This window comes from Lentzea sp. CA-135723, from assembly GCF_050936595.1.
GTDB lineage: Bacteria > Actinomycetota > Actinomycetes > Mycobacteriales > Pseudonocardiaceae > Lentzea.
The window spans coordinates 2,888,900-2,905,664 of sequence record NZ_JBNJMK010000001.1 but is presented as its reverse complement, the minus strand read 5'-3'; the positions used below and the strand labels follow the sequence as shown (position 1 = coordinate 2,905,664).

Sequence of the window (16,765 nt, the reverse complement as noted above, 5' to 3'; positions counted from 1 at the left end):
CAGCAGCGATTCTCGGGAGAGCTAGTGAGTCGGTCCGTTCTGGTCACCGGAGGCAACCGCGGTATCGGCCTCGCCATCGCGCAGGCGTTCGCGGCGCAGGGCGACAAGGTCGCGGTGACGCACCGCGGGTCCGGCGCTCCCGAAGGCCTGCTCGGCGTGAAGTGCGACGTGACGAGCTCCGAGGAGATCGACGCCGCGTTCACCGAGGTCGAAGCCGCGCACGGTCCCGTCGAGGTGCTCGTGTGCAACGCGGGCATGACCCAGGACACGCTGCTGCTGCGCATGAGCGAGGAGCAGTTCACGTCCGTCGTGGACGCGAACCTCACGGGCGCGTTCCGCTTCGCCCAGCGCGCCTCCCGCGGCATGCTGCGCAAGAAGTTCGGCCGCATCGTCTTCATCTCGTCCGTCGTCGGCCTCACCGGCGGCGCGGGCCAGGTCAACTACGCCGCGTCGAAGTCCGGCATGGTCGGCATGGCGCGCTCGATCGCGTTGGAACTCGGTTCGCGCAACATCACCGCGAACGTGATCACGCCCGGCTTCATCACCACGGACATGACCGCCGAGCTGCCGGAGGCCGTCCGCGACGCCGCTCTCAAGCAGATCCCGGCCGGTCGTTACGGTGCCGCCGAGGAGATCGCGCGCGCCGTCACGTTCCTCGCCGCCAACGAGGCGGGCTACATCAACGGTGCCGTGCTGCCGGTCGACGGCGGCCTCGGCATGGGCCACTGACGTTTCCTCCAGAACTGCGAAAGGGTTGGACCAAGTGACCGGACTGCTCGAAGGCAAGCGACTGCTGATCACCGGTGTCATCACCGACGCGTCGATCGCCTTCCACGTCGCACGCGTCGCCCAGGAACAGGGCGCCGAGGTCGTGCTGACCGGGTTCGGCCGGATGAGCCTCGTGCAGCGCATCGCCCAGCGCCTGCCCAAGCCCGCGCCCGTCGTCGAGCTCGACGTGCAGAACGAGGAGCACCTCGCGACGCTCGCCGACCGCGTCCGGGAGCACGTCGACGGCCTCGACGGTGTGCTGCACTCGATCGGCTTCGCCCCGGCCTCCTGCCTCGGCGCGCCGTTCATGGACGCGCCGTGGGACGACGTCTCCAAGGCGATGCACGTCTCGGCGTACTCCTACATGTCGCTGGTGAAGGCCGTGCGTCCGTTGCTGGGCCACGGTTCCTCGGTCGTCGGCCTCGACTTCGACGCCCGTCAGGCGTGGCCCGCCTACAACTGGATGGGTGCCGCCAAGGCGTCGCTGGAGTCGATCAACCGCTACATGGCGCGCGACCTCGGCCCCGACGGCATCCGCGTGAACCTGGTCGCCGCCGGACCGGTCCGCACGATGGCCGCCAAGTCGATCCCCGGCTTCTCCGAGCTGGAGAAGATGTGGGGCGAGAAGGCGCCGCTGACCTGGGACGTCGACGACGCCACCCCGGTCGCCAAGTCGGTCTGCGGCCTGCTCTCCGACTGGTTCCCGGCCACCACGGGCTCGATGGTGTTCGTCGACGGCGGCGTGCACTTCCTCGGTCTCTGACGTCACACGCGTTCGTCATGTGAGGGGATCGGGCGTCTGATTGGATGGAGCGGTGAGTTTCGATGCGCTGCTCTGGCTGTCGTTCGGCGGCCCAGAAGGTCCAGAAGACGTCCGTCCCTTCCTGGAGAACGTGGTTCGCGGACGTGGCGTACCGCCGGAGCGGCTGGACGAGGTCGAAGCCCACTACCAGCACTTCGGCGGTGTCTCGCCGATCAACCGCCTGAACCTCGAAGCGATCGAGGCCGTGCGCTCCACCGGTTTCGACCTGCCGATCTACTTCGGCAACCGCAACTGGCACCCCATGGTCGAGGACGTCGTCGCCCAGATGAAGGCGGACGGCGTCTCCCGCGCACTCGTGTTCCCGACGAGCGCCTACGGCGGCTACTCCGCCTGCCGCCAGTACGACGAGGACATCGTGCGCGCGTTGCAGGCCGTCCCGGACGGCCCGGAACTGGTGAAGCTGCGCCAGTTCTTCGACCACCCGCTCTTCATCTCCTCCTTCGCCGACGCGGTTCGTTCGGCCGCGGCCTCGTTGAACGGCGCCTACCGCCTCGTGTTCACCGCGCACTCGGTGCCGGTGTCCGCGGACAAGGCCGCCGGCCCGCCCTCCGAGGGCGGCTACCGCTACTCGCGCCAGATCGTGGAGGCCTCCCGGCTCGTGGCCGCGGAGCTGGGCATCACCGAGTACGACGTGGTGTGGCAGTCGCGTTCCGGCCCGCCGCAGATCCCGTGGCTCGAGCCGGACATCGTCGACCACATCGATGCCTTGCACGCCAAGGGAGTCGCGGGCGTCGTCGTGTGCCCGATCGGCTTCGTCTCCGACCACCTCGAAGTGGTGTGGGACCTCGACACGGAGGCGCGCGACCGGGCGTTGGAACTCGGCATGGAGTACGCCCGCGCCGCCACGCCCAACGCCGACCCGCGCTTCGCCGAGCTCGTGACGGAACTGGTCGCGGAGCACACTTCTGGTGCGCCCGTGCGGAAGTTGTCGTCGTTCGTGGCGGCGGGGTGCACCGTGAACGGCGCGCCGTGCGCACCGTTGTGCTGCGAGCCGGCGAAGAGGCCGGTCCGCACCTAGTCATCCGGACGAACTCGTGCCGGGAGGAGCCGCCCCCGGCACGTGACGTCTCAGTGCCTGCCTGCTCCGCTGTCGGCCAGGACGCGGACCGCCTCGTCCACTGCCGCGCAGCGGGCTCGGCGCACGGCCAGGGAGACCGGGCGCAGGGCTTCGGTGCGGGCCGTCATGGCGGAGGCGGAGAGCGCGCCGCCCGGTGCGTCGGAGCTCGCCACCTTCACGATCGCGTCCACCTCCGCCGCGCGCTGGAGCACGCGGAGGGACCGCGGCGGCATGGCGTCCGGCCACGGGAGGGTGGAGTGCTCGGCCGCCAGGTCGGCGATCTCCTTGCGGACGTTCGGGCGGTGCTTGGCCACGTCGAGGCTGGCCAGGGCGGCCGTCGCCTCGCGCAGTGCGGCGCCCAGGCCGTGTTCCGCCTCGCCGATCGGGATGTGCTCCAGGCCGTTGGAGGACGGCAGGTCGAAGACGGTCCAGCGCATCACGCCGTCGGCCACGATCTTGGGGACCAGGCCGATGTGCACGGACGGGACCACCAGCGCCTCGCCGGAGCGGAGCGCGCACGTGGAGAGCGGGCCCTTGCCGCCCAGGCCTCGTACGTCGCCGGGGACTGGTAGGACCAGCCTGGCCGAGGTGGCACCCGCGCGCCGCAGGGCGGCCAGCAGCAGGGCGGGGCCCACAGGGGCCTCGTCGGGACCGGGGAGGTCGAGCGCCGTGGCGGTGCCGTCGTCGTCGGCCACCACCTCGTGCTGCTCGGCCCACAGGTGCAGGGCGTCGAGGACGTCGTCGGAGGCGGCCAGACCGTGCAGCCATCCCGACGCCCACACGACCAGCGTGGCGCTCGCACAGGACACGCGACGAGATTACGTGGCCCCGGCCCGTCCGCCCCACCCGGTGTGCCCGATCCGAGACACCTAGGCGGCTGGACCGATGTGGTTCTCCAACAGCGAACGGAACGAGGTCACGTCCTCATCGGACGCGAAGGCCCGGTGCGGCACGGAAAGCGACGCCGCGCCCTCGTCCAGTGTCTCCAGCACGAAGCCCTGCCGGGTCTCGGTCCAGCCGGGGAGCTCCTGCCAGGCGATCTCCTCGCGGACGGACGTGCCGACCGCCATCCGGAACGACTGGGCGTCGGCGCTGCCCACGACCGTCCGGCTGATCATCTCGTTCGAGCTGAACCGCCACCACACAGCGACCGGCTCCATGAAGCCGATGACCAGCGCGCACACGAGGCCGAACAGGCCCACGACCAGCGCGTCCTCGAACCCGAAGAGCAGCACCAGGGAGAACGCGGCGAGCACGAGCGCGAACCACGGCGCCCATCTGAACATCGGCACCATCGCGCGCAGGCTGGCCCGCCAGTCCGCAGGTGAAGGAGCCCATCTGAAATCAACGCTGTCACTCATGTCGCCCCGCATTCTGGCGCACGTGCCCGGCCCGTGCCTGGAGTTGCTCCACATCGACGGGTCCGGGTTCGGTGCGTAGCGTCGTCTGCGTGACCCAGAACCTGGCCCGCACGGCGGGCGAACTGCGCGCCGCCGGGCACCTGCCGCGCGGCGTCAAGACCGAGATCAGGGAGAACCTCCTCGCGGCCCTGCGCGAAGGACGCAACCCGTGGCCCGGCATCGTCGGTTTCGACCGCACGGTGCTGCCGCAGCTCGAACGCGCGCTCCTCGCCGGCCACGACGTCGTCCTGCTCGGCGAACGAGGACAGGGCAAGACGCGGCTGCTGCGCAGCCTGGTGGCGCTGCTCGACGAGTGGACGCCCGTGATCGAGGGCTCCGAGCTGGGCGAACACCCGCTGGAGCCGATCACGCCCGAGTCGAAGCGCCGTGCCCTCGAGCTCGGCGACGCCCTGCCCGTCGTGTGGCGGCACCGCGACGAGCGCTACGCCGAGAAGCTCGCGACGCCCGACACGTCCGTCGGTGACCTCGTCGGCGACGTCGACCCCGTCAAAGTCGCGGAAGGCCGCTCGCTCGGCGACCCGGAGACCATCCACTACGGCATGCTCCCGCGGGCCCACCGCGGCATCATCGCCATCAACGAGCTTCCCGACCTGGCCGAACGCATCCAGGTGTCGCTGCTCAACGTCATGGAGGAGCGCGACATCCAGGTCCGCGGCTACACGCTGCGGCTGCCGCTGGACGTGCTGCTCGTGGCCACCGCGAACCCCGAGGACTACACGAACCGCGGCCGCATCATCACGCCGCTCAAGGACCGCTTCGGCGCCGAGGTGCGCACGCACTACCCGTTGGAGATCGACGCCGAGGTCGACCTGGTCCGCCAGGAGGCCGACCTCGTCGCCGAGGTGGGCGACCACCTGCTGGAGATCATCGCCCGCTTCGTGCGGCACCTGCGCGAGTCGTCGTCGATCGACCAGCGCTCCGGCGTCTCGGCCCGGTTCGCCGTCGCGGCGGCGGAGACCGTCGCGGCGTCGGCACTGCGGCGGTCCGCGCTGATCGGCGAGACGCCCGCCATCGCCCGCCCGGTCGACCTGGAGTCGGTGCCGGACGTGCTGCGCGGCAAGCTCGAGTTCGAGGCGGGGGAGGAGGGCCGCGAGGACGAGGTCCTGGTCCACCTGCTGCGCCGGTCGATCGCCGACACCGCCCGTGCCCGCCTGGCAGGCCTCAACCTGCGCGCGCTGGCCGAGGTCGTCTCCGACGGCCACCCGGTCGCGACCGGCGACCGCGTGCACGCGGGCGACCTGCTCGCGGCGTTGCCGGAGCTCCCGATCCTGCACGAGGTCGCGGCCCGCATGGGCGCGGGCCCGAAGGACCCGGTCGGCCGCATCGCCTCCGCCGTCGAGCTCGCCCTGGAGTCGCTCTACCTGACCCGCCACCTGTCGAAGGACAACTCCTCCGACGACGACCGATCGGTGTACGGATGAGATACCGCTACGGACGCTGGGGCGGCGGCGCCGATCCGCTGGCGCCCCCGGTGGACCTCCGCGCGGCCGTGGACGAGCTCGGCCGCGAGATCATGGAAGGCGCCTCGCCGCAGTCCGCCCTGCGCGAACTCCTGCGGCGCGGCGTCGACGGCACCCGCGGCCTCGACGACCTGACCTCACGGCTCTGGCAGCGCCGCTCGTCCATCCAGCGCCGGCACCGCCTCGACGGCACGCTGACCGAGGTCCGCCAGCTGCTGGACCAGGCGGTCGAAGCCGAACGCCGCACGCTCTTCCCAGACCCGTCCGACGACGCCCGCTTCCGCGAGGCGCAGCTGGACGCGCTGCCACCGGGCACGGCCGCGGCCGTGCAGGAGCTCTCCTCCTATGACTGGCGCTCCTCCGAGGCGCGCGAGGCGTACGAGAAGATCCGCGAGCTGCTCGGCCGCGAACTCCTGGACCAGCGCTTCCAGGGCATGAAGGACGCGCTGTCCAATGTGGACTCGAAGGACGTGGAGCGCATCCAGCGCATGCTCCGCGACCTCAACTCGTTGCTGGAGGCGCACGCCGCCGGCTCCCCGGACACGCCGCGCATGTTCGACGACTTCATGCGCAAGCACGGCGAGTTCTTCCCGGAGAAGCCCCGCAACGTGGACGAGCTCATCGACGCGCTGGCGGCCCGCTCGGCCGCGGCCCAGCGCATGATGAACTCGATGACCGACGCCCAGCGGGCCGAGCTCTCCGCGTTGTCGCAGCAGGCCTTCGGCGGCATCGGCTCTCAACTGTCCACTCTGGACTCCCTTCTGCAGCAGCTCCGTCCTGGGGAGGACTGGTCGTCCTCCGCCCGCTTCCGCGGCCAGGACCCACTAGGTCTGGGCGAGGGCGCCCAGGCCATGGCGGACCTCGCCGAACTGGACGCCCTGGCCGAACAGCTCTCGCAGTCCTACCCCGGCGCCCGCCTGGAGGACATCGACCTGGAGGCCCTCGAACGCCAGCTCGGCGAGTCGGCGTCGGTCGACGCACGCCGCCTGTCCGAGCTGGAGAAGGCACTCCGCTCCCAGAACATCGTGGAACGAGCCCCCGACGGCACCCTGCGGCTGACGCCCAAGGCGTTGCGGCGCCTGGGCGAGACCGCGCTGCGCGGCGTCGTGGACCAGCTCCGCTCGTCGCAGGGGTCGCGCGAGACCACCTCGGCCGGCGCGGCGGGCGAGCTGATCGGCTCGACCCGGCCGTGGCAGTTCGGCGACACCGAACCCTGGGACGTGCCGCGTTCGCTGCGCAACTCCGTGCTGCGGTCCGGCTCCATGTCCCTCGACGTGGTCGACCTGGAAGTGGCCGAGACCGAACACCGGTCGCGTGCGGCTGTCGCGTTGTGCGTGGACACCTCCTGGTCGATGGTGCAGGACGGCCGTTGGGTACCGATGAAGCGCACGGCCTTGGCGCTGCATCACCTCGTGCGCACGAGGTTCCGCACCGACGCCCTTCAGCTCGTGACGTTCGGGCGCTACGCGGAGTCGGTCGACATCGGACAGCTGACAGCGCTGGAAGGCGTGTGGGAGCAGGGCACGAACCTGCACCACGCCTTGCTGCTCGCCGGCAGGCACGTCCGGCGGCATCCGGACGCGCAGCCCGTCGTGCTCGTGGTGACGGACGGCGAGCCGACCGCACACCTGGAACCCGACGGTGACGCGGAGTTCAACTACCCGCCGCTACCGCGGACGTTGAGCAAGACGCTGAACGAGGTCGACTCGCTCGCGCGCCTCGGGGCGACGATCTCGGTGTTCAAGCTGGGCGACGACCCGCGGCTGGCCGCGTTCGTCGACATCGTGGCCCGGCGCGGCGGCGGCCGGGTCGTGGCGGCGGACGAGGAAGGGCTCGGGGCCGCTGTGGTGAGCGACTACCTGAGGTCTCGGCGTCGGCGGCGGTGAGGTGCTTCCTGCCCGCGGTCGCGTTGGACGGGGTGTGCCGTCCGCGGCGGACGCCTGGGTGCGTGGGTGGTGACGTGGTGCGGGTGACTCGTGGTGTTGGGTCGCCGGTGGACGACTGTTCGAGGTCGCGGCGCTGGCGGCGGTGAAGCGTTTTCTAGTTGGTGGACGGGCGGGAATGGCTATGGCGGTGCGGTAGTGACGACCGCTTGGGGCGTCGGCGAGACGTTTCCTGGTTGTCGTCGTGCTGAGCTCCGTCAGTGGTGGACGCTGTGATGGTGGGTGACGACGGGTGCGCGTGACTCGTGCTGCCGGGTTGCCGTTGGGCGGACGAGGAACGCCTTGGGGCCGCTGTGGTGGGCGGCTGCTTGAGGTCGCGGCATCGCCGGCGGTGAGGCGATTTTTGGCCGCCGTCGTGCTGAGCGGGGTGCCGTCGACCTTGCACGCACTGATGAGCGGTGACGATCTGGCGCGCGCTACTCGTGCTGCCGGGTCGTTGGTCGGCGGTGGGGCTCGTGCGGGCATCGTGGTGCACCTCGCTGTGTCGGCGTTCTGGGCGTTGGTGTTGACGCGGCTTCGCGTGCGGGGTGTTGTCGGTGGGGCGGTGGCCGGGATGGCCATCGCCTTGCTGGACCTGGAGGTCGTCGGGCGCCACAACGCGCTGATTCGGGCGTTGCCGCGGCTGCCGCAGTGGCTGGACCACGTGGCGTTCGGCGTCCTCGTCGCCGGGCGATGAGGACGCTTCCCGGTCAGCTCAGGAACAGGGCGGCCAGGCGGGGGGAGGCGTGCGGCCAGCTCCTCGCTGTCGTCGAAGTCGAAGTCCCAGTCCGGGTCGAGCTCCGGGTAGCGGATCCGGAAGGCGTCCTGGGGTAACTGCATGCCCGTCGCCTTGATGTGCGCGTCCCAGGCGATGGAGAGGGCCGCCTCGCACTCGAACTCCAGGCCCGACTCGGCGGCCGCGACCACCGCGGGCAGGTCGGCCAGGGTGTCCGGGGACGCCAGCACCGCGCCGTGCGTCTCCTCGCCCTGGGTGAGGAGCCAGCCTCGGAAGTAGTCGAAGCCGTCGTCGGAGCAGCCGCCGTTGATCAGGTAGGCCGCCGCCCACAGCGGGTGGGTGTACGAGGTGGCCAAGACGTCCCACAGGACCTGCTGGGCCGCCACGATCTCGGCCGGCGGGCGCGCGGAGAGCAGGGTGACCGCCTCGGCGGCCACGGCCTCGCCGTCGGACGGGTCTGGGACGGTGGAGCGGGCTTGCGCGATGAGGCTCCAGAGGGCGGTTTCGTTCACAGGACGAGCTTGGCAGAGGGGTCTGACAATTTTTGGCGCCTGACGAACCAGCGCCCACGATCTAGGTTGGAGACATGATCAGGACTTTGTTTCGCTCGCTCGAGGCCGTGCACGGAATGATCTACTTCTCGCCCGAGGCGGAGGCGCGGTACGCGGGCGTCGGGCTGGACCGGCCCGGCGGGTACTTCGCGTCGCGGGCGGCGGCGCTCGGGGCGGTCGGGGCCGAGGTCGTGATCGCCACCTTCTACAACTTCAACCCCGAGATCGTGCGCGCCCGCATCCCGCAGGCCTGGGAGAAGGTGACGCCGGAGCGGATGCTCGAACTGCGCTGGGAGGCCGCCGACGAGGCGCTCGCCAAGGTGCTGCCGGACGACCTCAAGGAGATCAACGGGCTCGCTCGGCGGGCCGCCGAGCGCTCCACCGAGATGTTGCACGGGCGCCCTTTGTTCGCCGCGCACGCCCGCCTCGACTGGCCGGAAGAGCCGCGTCTTCAACTCTTCCACGCCCAGACGCTGCTGCGCGAGTTCCGCGGCGACGGGCACCTCGCGGCGTTGCTGCGGCACAACATCACCGGCATCGAGGCGCTCGTGCTGCACGTGGCGACCGGCGACTACCCGGCCGATGTGCTGCGCAAGACCCGCGCGTGGTCGCAGGAGCAGTGGGACGCCACCGTCGGGGACCTGCAGGACCGCGGCCTCGTCGGCGAGGACCAGCTGCTCACCGAGCAGGGACGTGAGCTGCGCCAGGGCATCGAGGACGACACGGACCGCATGGCCGCGCCCGCCTACGACGTGCTGTCGGACGAGGAGAAGCAGCGGTTCGTCGAACTGGCCGCGCCGCTGGGCAAGGCCGTCGTCGAAGCCGGCATGATCCCCGGACGGCGCTAGGACTCGCCGTCCCGCTCCGTCGACGCGAGCGCCTTCTCAGTTGCCTCGTCCTTGCTCACGCGGTGCTTTCCGGGATGGGACAACGAGAAGTGCGCCTCGTCGCGCATCCGCTCCACCATGTGCGGGTAGTGCAGCTCGAACGCCGGGCGCTCGGACCGGATGCGCGGGAGCTCCTTGAAGTTGTGGCGCGGCGGCGGTGACGTCGTCGCCCACTCCAGCGAGTTGCCGTAGCCCCACGGGTCGTCCTGCGGCGCCGGGTCGCCGTAGCGGTACGAGCGGAAGACGTTCCACACGAACGGGAGCACGGACAGACCCAGCACGAACGAGCTGATGGTCGAGATCATGTTCAACGTCGTGAAGCCGTCCGACGGCAGGTAGTCGGCGTACCGCCGTGGCATGCCCTCGTTGCCCAGCCAGTGCTGCACCAGGAACGTGCCGTGGAACCCGAGGAACGTCGTCCAGAAGTGCAGCTTGCCCAACGGCTCGTTGAGCATCCGCCCGGTCATCTTCGGGAACCAGAAGTAGATGCCCGCGTAGGTGGCGAACACGATCGTGCCGAACAGCACGTAGTGGAAGTGCGCCACCACGAAGTAGGTGTCGGACACGTGGAAGTCGACGGCCGGGGCCGCGAGCAGGATGCCCGTCAGGCCGCCGAAGAGGAACGTGATCAGGAAGCCGACGCTGAACAGCATCGGCGACTCGAACGTCACCTGCCCCTTCCACATCGTGCCGATCCAGTTGAAGAACTTGATGCCGGTCGGCACGGCGATGAGGAACGTCATCAGCGAGAAGAACGGCAGCAGCACCGCGCCCGTCGCGTACATGTGGTGCGCCCACACGGCCACGGACAGCATCGCGATGGCCAGCGTCGCGAACACAAGGCCCTTGTAGCCGAACAACGGCTTGCGGCTGAACACGGGGAAGATCTCCGTCACGATCCCGAAGAACGGCAACGCGACGATGTACACCTCGGGATGGCCGAAGAACCAGAACAGGTGCTGCCAGAGGATCACGCCGCCGTTGGCCGGGTCGAACACGTGCGCCCCGAGGTGCCGGTCGGCGGCGAGCCCCATCAGCGCGGCGGTGAGGATCGGGAACGCCAGCAGGATCAGGATCGACGTGACCAGGATGTTCCAGGTGAAGACGGGCATCCTGAACATGGTCATGCCGGGCGCCCGCAGGCAGATCACCGTGGTGGTCATGTTGACCGCGCCGAGGATCGTGCCGAGACCGGAAACGGCCAGGCCCATGATCCACATGTCGGCGCCCACGCCTGGCGAGTGCACCGCGGACGACAGCGGCGTGTAGGCGAACCAGCCGAAGTCCGCCGCGCCGCCCGGCGTGACGAACCCGGCGACCACGATGATGCCGCCGAACAGGTACAGCCAGTACGAGAAGGCGTTCAGGCGCGGGAACGCGACGTCCGGCGAGCCGATCTGCAACGGCAGGATGTAGTTCGCGAACCCGAACAGGATCGGCGTCGCGTACAGCAGCAGCATGATCGTGCCGTGCATGGTGAACAGCTGGTTGTACTGCTCGTTCGACAGGAACTGCAGGCCCGGCCGCGCCAGCTCGCCGCGCATCAGCAGCGCCATCACGCCGCCGATCAGGAAGAACGCGAACGACGTGGTCAGGTACATGATCCCGATCTGCTTGGGATCCGTTGTCTTGAACAGCTGGAGGAAGTACGAACCCTTCGGTCGTGCGCGCGCCGCCCCCGGATGGGGCACTACGGGCGTGGGCTTGATCGTGGTCATCGCGCCTCCTCCGTGCCAGACGTGAATCGTCCTCCGGGTCAGACTCAGGGGCAATCCACGACGAGCGCCGCGCCGGTCACCGGGACCACCGGAGCGCCCACCGCGATACCGCTGACCTGCACGTAGTAGGCGCCGGGAGCCAATTCGCCGAATTTGACCGCCATCTTCTCGGAGATCGCCGGACTGCGCGATTCGACCTGTTTGCCGCTCTCGTCGAGCAACGCCACCTTCACCGCCCGCGCGGTCGTGTCCTTCAGCTCGACGGTGACCTCCAGGGGCTCGCCGACCAGCACCAGGTCGGGCACGCTGACCTGCGGTTCCGTGGTGGTGACGTTGCGCGGGACGACCGGCTTCGCGGTCAGGAACGACTCCACGGCGTCCAGCACGGCAGCGTTGTCCTGCAACGACGTGTGTTGCTCCGTCACGCGGTGCAGAGTGTTCGACGACAATGCCAACCCGCGCCGTGCGGCACCCACGGCAGGCACGGTCGCATCGCCGTAGAGATCATCGCCCTCATATGTCCGATAACAGGTGACTTTGCCGTCCGCAATTCGAGCCGTGGTCGCCGTGGGCTGTTTACCGCCGACGATCGCGTACGTCTGTTCGGCGAACGTGTCGGTCAACGCGCCGTGGAATGCCATCGCGTCCGTGACCATCTTCGTGTCGAGTTCCGGCAACGACACTTCTGTGGTCTTGAGCAGACCGTTGGGTGACTCGATGCAGGCGTACTCGGGCAGCAGCTGGTGCAGCGACGGCATCGACCGCGCGAACTCGGTCAGGTCGACCGCCAGCGGCCCCAGCCCCTTGCGCACGCCGTTGACCAGCTGGTCCAGCGCGGCGGCGGCACCGCGGTACGGCGTGCCCATCGTGATCAGCTTCGCCGTGCGCTCGGCCATCCCGCACTGCTCGATGCACCACCGTGCGACCAGCCCGCCCATGGAGTGGCACACGAAGCTGACCTTGGCGTTCGGACCGATGCGGTCCAACGCCTCGTCGACGCGGTTGGCGAGCAACGCACCGTTGTAGCGGTTCGACAGGCGCCAGTCGTAGGCGAACAGCAGCAGGTTGCCCTTCTCGACCGTGTAGCCGAGTGAGTTCATCCGGCGCGTGACGCGGTCATAGCCCTTCAACGGCGTCCAGATGCCCGGGATGACGTGCAGGTCCGTCATCAGGCCGACGGGCTGCACGCCGTCGCCGGGGTGCTCGTCGCCGATGCCGGCGGGCAGTTTCAGCTGCTTGAGACTGCGGCCCAGCGTGAGCACCGCGCGCAACGCGGCCTTAGGGGACACCTCCCAGACCATGCCGTCGGAGTTGCGCAGGGTGCTGCCGAGAATGCCGGGCAGGACGACGACGAGATCGCTCATCTAGGACTCCTCGGCGAGCTTGCGGATGAGGGAGAGCAACGCGAGGTTCGCGGGGACCAGGTAGGTCAGCTCGTGGATCCACGCCAGGCGCTGGCTGGGTGCGGGCAACGCCAGACGCGCGTCACCGGCGCGAGCGCGCGCGACCGCCTTGTACAGCGCCGCCAGCGCGTGCGGTTCCAACGCCGTGACGGCCTGCGTCAGCGCTTGAGGGGATGCGTGTGCTGCGAGCGAGCGCAGGATGTCCGTGACGCGTGAGGGGTCCTCCACGGCGTCCAGCACGAGGTCGAGCACGTCGGTGTCTTCGTCGGCCAGCAGCAGCATCGCGTGCACGGGCCGGTTGTCGCGGACGTTCTTCAGCACTTCCTTGTCCAGCAACTCCTCCCGGCGCGTCGCGAGCAGCTCGCGGCGGCGGGCGGGCGTGGCGTCGACGAACTCGTCCGCGAGGCTCGCGAGCAGCCACGGCCGGTAGGCGAGCGCGACGCCCTGCTGCTGCGCGGTCGTCCGGCGCGACTGGATGACCTGCGCCTCGATCAGGCTCGTGCCGTACAACGCCTCCGTGACCGCGACATCCGCGTCGGTGGACAACAACTCGGGGTGTGCGACCAGAATCGCGCGCTCTTCGGCATAGGAGCGTGCGAACACCCACGATCGTGAGGTCTTGAGCAGCGTGCGATCGACCGACAGCCAGTCCGGCGTGGTGTCCCAAGGCCACGGTCCCGAGTCGTAGTGGCGGCGCGCGATGTCGTGCACGTCGTGGATCGCCTGCCGTGACTGGCCGACGTGCGTGAGCGCCTGGCACAGCCACTTCGCCGCCTCCGGATCACCGGCCCTGGTGGCCGCCGCCCGCAGCATCAGCAGCGTGGCGAGGTGCGGGCCGTTGAACCGCGTGGTGACCTTCTCCCACGCCTCGTCGACGATCTCCGGCCGCTTCAGGCGCGCGCAGAGGACGTCGAGCGTGAACAACGCGGCCGCGAGCGTCGACAGCCGGTCGGTGTTCTCGGGCAGGAGGCAGACCTCGATGGTCTGCAGACCGGTCGCGAGCGCTTCGTCGGGCTTGTCGGCGTCCCGCTGGCGGCGCATCAGGTTGTGCAGCGCCTGGCCGTGCACGGGAAGCCCGTCGGCGAGTTCGGCCGCTTGACGCGCGGCGTTCAGCGCCGCGTCGGTGCGGTCGACCATGCTGTAGGCGACGCTCAGGCTCAGCGCGGCGTCCGCGAGCTGGGGTCGGAACGCGGCGTGCCGGCCGAGCGTGCCGCTGATCTCCGCGGCCTGCTGGGTCATCGTGCCGGCGTCGGACAGCCTGCCGAGCGCCAGGTGGTCGCGGCTCAGTTCGACGAGCGCGCTGACCAGGTCCGCGAGGAACACCGGGTTCGTCTGCGCGAGCGCGTAGTACAGCTCCACGGCCTGTTTCGACCGTTGCATGGCCTCGTAGCGCAAGCCCGAGTCACTGCACCTTGCCGCCAGACACGTCATCGCGCGCGCAAGCGGTGCGTCGGTGTCCACGGCTGCAACGGCATCACGGGCCGTGGACAGCGCTTCTTGCCTACGGCCCAACATCGCGTAGACCTCGCTCAGATCCACTAGTGCGCCGCTGAGGTGCGCTGCGTACGTCGGGTTCTCACCGCCGTGCGTCGTCGTCTTCGCGAGACGTTGCGCTAGCCGTTTGTGCGTAAGGCTTTCCGCGGTGGTAGGGGTTGATGCCACCAGTTCCCGGTAGCGCACCGCTGCTTCTTCGGCGGGCGCCACGGCCTGTTGCAGCCTGCCCGCGTCACGGAACCTCCTGCCGAGCTTGTTCAGCACGAAAGCCAGGTCCGCCAGGTACATCCGCAGCGTCGGGACGAGCGCGCGGAAGTGTTCGGCGGCCTCTTCGAGCGGCGCGACGGCCTCCTCGCCACGACCCCAGTGCAGCAGCTCGTTCGCCGCCGTCGTGGCCGCGAGCGCGATGTCCGGCAACAACATGCGGTTCATCCGCGCCAGCTCGCGCAGCCCGTCCAACGCCCGCGTGCCGGCGTGCCCGCAGTGCCGCCACGCGTACTTCCACAGGTAGCCCGGCACGTTCGGCGGCACGCCCGCCTCCAGCCGCTGCCGGTACAGCCTGATCAACGCGCAGGCGACCTGGTCGGCGCCGGGTGCGAACACCACGTCCCTGCTGGGTGCGAACTGCGGCCTCAGGTGGTCCGCGAACGTCTGATGCGTGAGCTTGAAAACCGCCGTGCCTTCCTCACCGTCCTGCACGACGTGACGGCCCAGTTCGGTGAGCACGGCCGTGATGTCGTCACGGGTGAACTCCTTACCCGACAACGCCTGCGCTACGGCCATCCACTCGGCCTCTGGGAACCCCGCGCCGTAGCTCCACGTCAACGCCGTCAGCAACGCACGAGCCGATGGCACCTTCGCAAGCTCACGGTCGAACGCCGCGTCCAGCGACAGCTTCAGATCGGCGCCGCCGTCGGCCAGCACCTGGTCGGTGATCATCCACGCGGTCAGGAACGGCAGCTTCGCCAGCTCGTCCAAAGTGGACTGCGAGGCGGTGGGACCCAGCCGTGCCACGACGTACTCGCGCACGTCGGTCTCGTTGTCGGCGGTGTCGAGGTCGAGCACCTCGACCGGCGCCAGCTCGGTGAGCAGGGGAGCGCCGCCCGCGACCCGGTGCGCCTGCCGCGTCGAGACGACCACCACGGCGTACCCGGCGAGCTTGGTGAGCAATGAGGTGGCGATCGAGAACGACTCGCCGCGCGCCTCGTCCAGGCCGTCCACCACCAGCACGGGCGGTGCGGCCAGTGCGCTGACGACCCCGACCAGTTCGGCGGCGCCCCTGCGCGGCCCCTCGGGTGCTCCGATCAGCCCGGCCGCGACGAGCTGGCGGCTGAGCAGGTCGGCCACGCGGTCGGCGTCCATCGCGCGGGCGTGCACGGCCGCGTCGACCGAGTCGGGCCCCGGATCGGCGTGCCGGAACGACGGCCCCGCGGTCAGCAGCAGGTCGCGCTCGGCGGCGTTCGACAGGCTGACCACCCGCCCGACGACTGCGGACTTGCCGGTGCCAGGCGACCCCGTCACCACCCGCAGCCCGGCCACCCCGGACTTCACCCAGCTCACGACCTTGTCGACCTGGGCGGTCCGGCCGGTGAACCACGACCTGTTGTCCCGTGAGTCGCCACCTCGCGCCGCGAGCAGAAGGTGCTTCACGACCGTGTTCGCGGCATAGAGCGGATTGGGCAACATCGGCTGTGCGGACCCGTACTGCATGAAGCGCGGCCGTTGAACGTCGCTGTCCCACGCGTTCAGCAACGCCGTGCCGACCGCACCGCCGTCCACCAACGCGATGCGGTCACTCCACCGCTGCACGTCCTCCACGGCCGTAGGACCCGCACGCAGCAGCTTGCGGAGCTTCCCGCCGAACAGTCCGTCCCGCGCCGTCTCGATGCCCGAGCACGACACCAGGACACCGGCCCAGTGCACCTGTCCCTGCAACAGGTTGTCCTGGACGGCCGCGATCGAGCCCATGACGTCGTCCAGCTGGGCGCCGGCGTAGCAGGCGTCGACGACGACGAGGACCTGGTGGGCACCCGACCGCGCACACCACACCGCGAACTCGGACAGCCCGATGCCGTCGCCGTCGCCGCTGTTGTCCTTCGCCAGCAGCTTGAGGCTCTTGGCCTCCGGGATCGCGTGCCCGCTCCACAGGGCGACGAGCGCGCCGCCGTCCTGCGAGGCCTTCAGGCCCTTCATGAACGTGCGGACCTCGAACTCGGCCGGGTCCGCCAGGGTCTCGCCGTCGTAGCCCTTGAGGAGGGCGTGCAGCTCCCGCACGTCGCTGACGGCGTGCTGCAGCGGCTGCACCAGCTCGTAGGAGCCGACGCCGACGCCGACGAACCTGCCTCTGACCCTCTCCTGCATGCCTCACTACCCCCTGTCCACACGTCGCTTCGGGGGATCGGGCGTTACGGCGGGTAACTCACATGGAGGAACGCGGGGCGGAGCGGAGAGAGGTGTGAGGAAGGAGGGGTGTGCGGGGCGGGAGGGAGAGGCGGAGGAGGGGCGCGGTGTGGAAGGGGCGGTGT

12 protein-coding genes and 1 pseudogene are annotated in these 16,765 nt (G+C 69.9%); 7 read left to right on the top strand and 6 right to left on the bottom strand.

The features are described 5' to 3' along the window. Positions 1-24 precede the first annotated feature (24 nt). The 3 genes from fabG to ACQEU1_RS12245 are packed head-to-tail and all read left to right on the top strand — an operon-like array spanning position 25 to position 2,609. Positions 25-729 (top strand): 3-oxoacyl-ACP reductase FabG, encoded by a 705-nt coding sequence (gene fabG / locus ACQEU1_RS12255; RefSeq protein ID WP_433199556.1) that lies wholly within the window; start codon positions 25-27, stop codon positions 727-729. Between the two features lie 34 nt (positions 730-763). Further along, positions 764-1,531 carry an enoyl-ACP reductase FabI gene (fabI, locus tag ACQEU1_RS12250; RefSeq protein WP_433199553.1) on the top strand — a complete coding sequence of 256 codons (768 nt, stop codon included), beginning with the start codon at positions 764-766 and terminating at the stop codon, positions 1,529-1,531. A gap of 52 nt (positions 1,532-1,583) precedes the next feature. After that, complete coding sequence (locus tag ACQEU1_RS12245) at positions 1,584-2,609, top strand: ferrochelatase (protein ID WP_433199550.1); 1,026 nt, start codon at positions 1,584-1,586, stop codon at positions 2,607-2,609. 50 nt (positions 2,610-2,659) lie between these two features. Here the strand turns inward: ACQEU1_RS12245 and ACQEU1_RS12240 are convergent, their stop codons facing one another. Further along, positions 2,660-3,457 (bottom strand): hypothetical protein, encoded by a 798-nt coding sequence (locus ACQEU1_RS12240; RefSeq protein WP_433199547.1) that lies wholly within the window; start codon positions 3,455-3,457, stop codon positions 2,660-2,662. Between the two features lie 60 nt (positions 3,458-3,517). Beyond that, entirely contained in the window at positions 3,518-3,934 is a 417-nt protein-coding gene (locus tag ACQEU1_RS12235) for a hypothetical protein (protein WP_433199544.1), read from the bottom strand. Positions 3,935-4,098: 164 nt separating this feature from the next. On the opposite strand from ACQEU1_RS12235, the gene ACQEU1_RS12230 reads away from it, so the two are divergent. The 3 genes from ACQEU1_RS12230 (at position 4,099) to ACQEU1_RS12220 (ending at position 8,148) form a co-directional block, all read left to right on the top strand. Further along, positions 4,099-5,490, top strand: coding sequence for a sigma 54-interacting transcriptional regulator (locus tag ACQEU1_RS12230; protein ID WP_382442073.1), 1,392 nt, complete (start codon positions 4,099-4,101; stop codon positions 5,488-5,490). Next, the gene (locus ACQEU1_RS12225) at positions 5,487-7,415 is read left to right on the top strand and encodes a vWA domain-containing protein (protein WP_433199540.1); all 1,929 of its coding nucleotides are present in this window, start codon (positions 5,487-5,489) and stop codon (positions 7,413-7,415) included. Before ACQEU1_RS12230 ends, ACQEU1_RS12225 begins: the two co-directional genes overlap by 4 nt. Before the next feature lie 388 nt (positions 7,416-7,803). After that, complete coding sequence (locus tag ACQEU1_RS12220) at positions 7,804-8,148, top strand: hypothetical protein (protein WP_433212008.1); 345 nt, start codon at positions 7,804-7,806, stop codon at positions 8,146-8,148. Between the two features lie 170 nt (positions 8,149-8,318). Here the strand turns inward: ACQEU1_RS12220 and ACQEU1_RS12215 are convergent. Further along, positions 8,319-8,699, bottom strand: a pseudogene (locus ACQEU1_RS12215) (DUF4240 domain-containing protein); the annotation flags it as partial. Between the two features lie 74 nt (positions 8,700-8,773). On the opposite strand from ACQEU1_RS12215, the gene ACQEU1_RS12210 reads away from it, so the two are divergent. After that, on the top strand, positions 8,774-9,586 hold the full coding sequence (locus ACQEU1_RS12210) for an SCO6745 family protein (protein ID WP_433199537.1): 813 nt from the start codon (positions 8,774-8,776) through the stop codon (positions 9,584-9,586). Here ACQEU1_RS12210 and ctaD read toward each other — a convergent pair. From ctaD to ACQEU1_RS12195, 3 genes are read right to left on the bottom strand one after another with little or no spacing between them, the layout of a single operon-like run. Next, on the bottom strand, positions 9,583-11,343 hold the full coding sequence (gene ctaD / locus ACQEU1_RS12205) for an aa3-type cytochrome oxidase subunit I (protein ID WP_433199534.1): 1,761 nt from the start codon (positions 11,341-11,343) through the stop codon (positions 9,583-9,585). The two genes, ACQEU1_RS12210 and ctaD, sit on opposite strands and share 4 nt — an antisense overlap. A gap of 44 nt (positions 11,344-11,387) precedes the next feature. Further along, complete coding sequence (locus ACQEU1_RS12200) at positions 11,388-12,707, bottom strand: esterase/lipase family protein (protein ID WP_433199531.1); 1,320 nt, start codon at positions 12,705-12,707, stop codon at positions 11,388-11,390. Continuing rightward, entirely contained in the window at positions 12,708-16,601 is a 3,894-nt protein-coding gene (locus ACQEU1_RS12195) for a hypothetical protein (RefSeq protein WP_433199528.1), read from the bottom strand. Positions 16,602-16,765 lie beyond the last annotated feature (164 nt).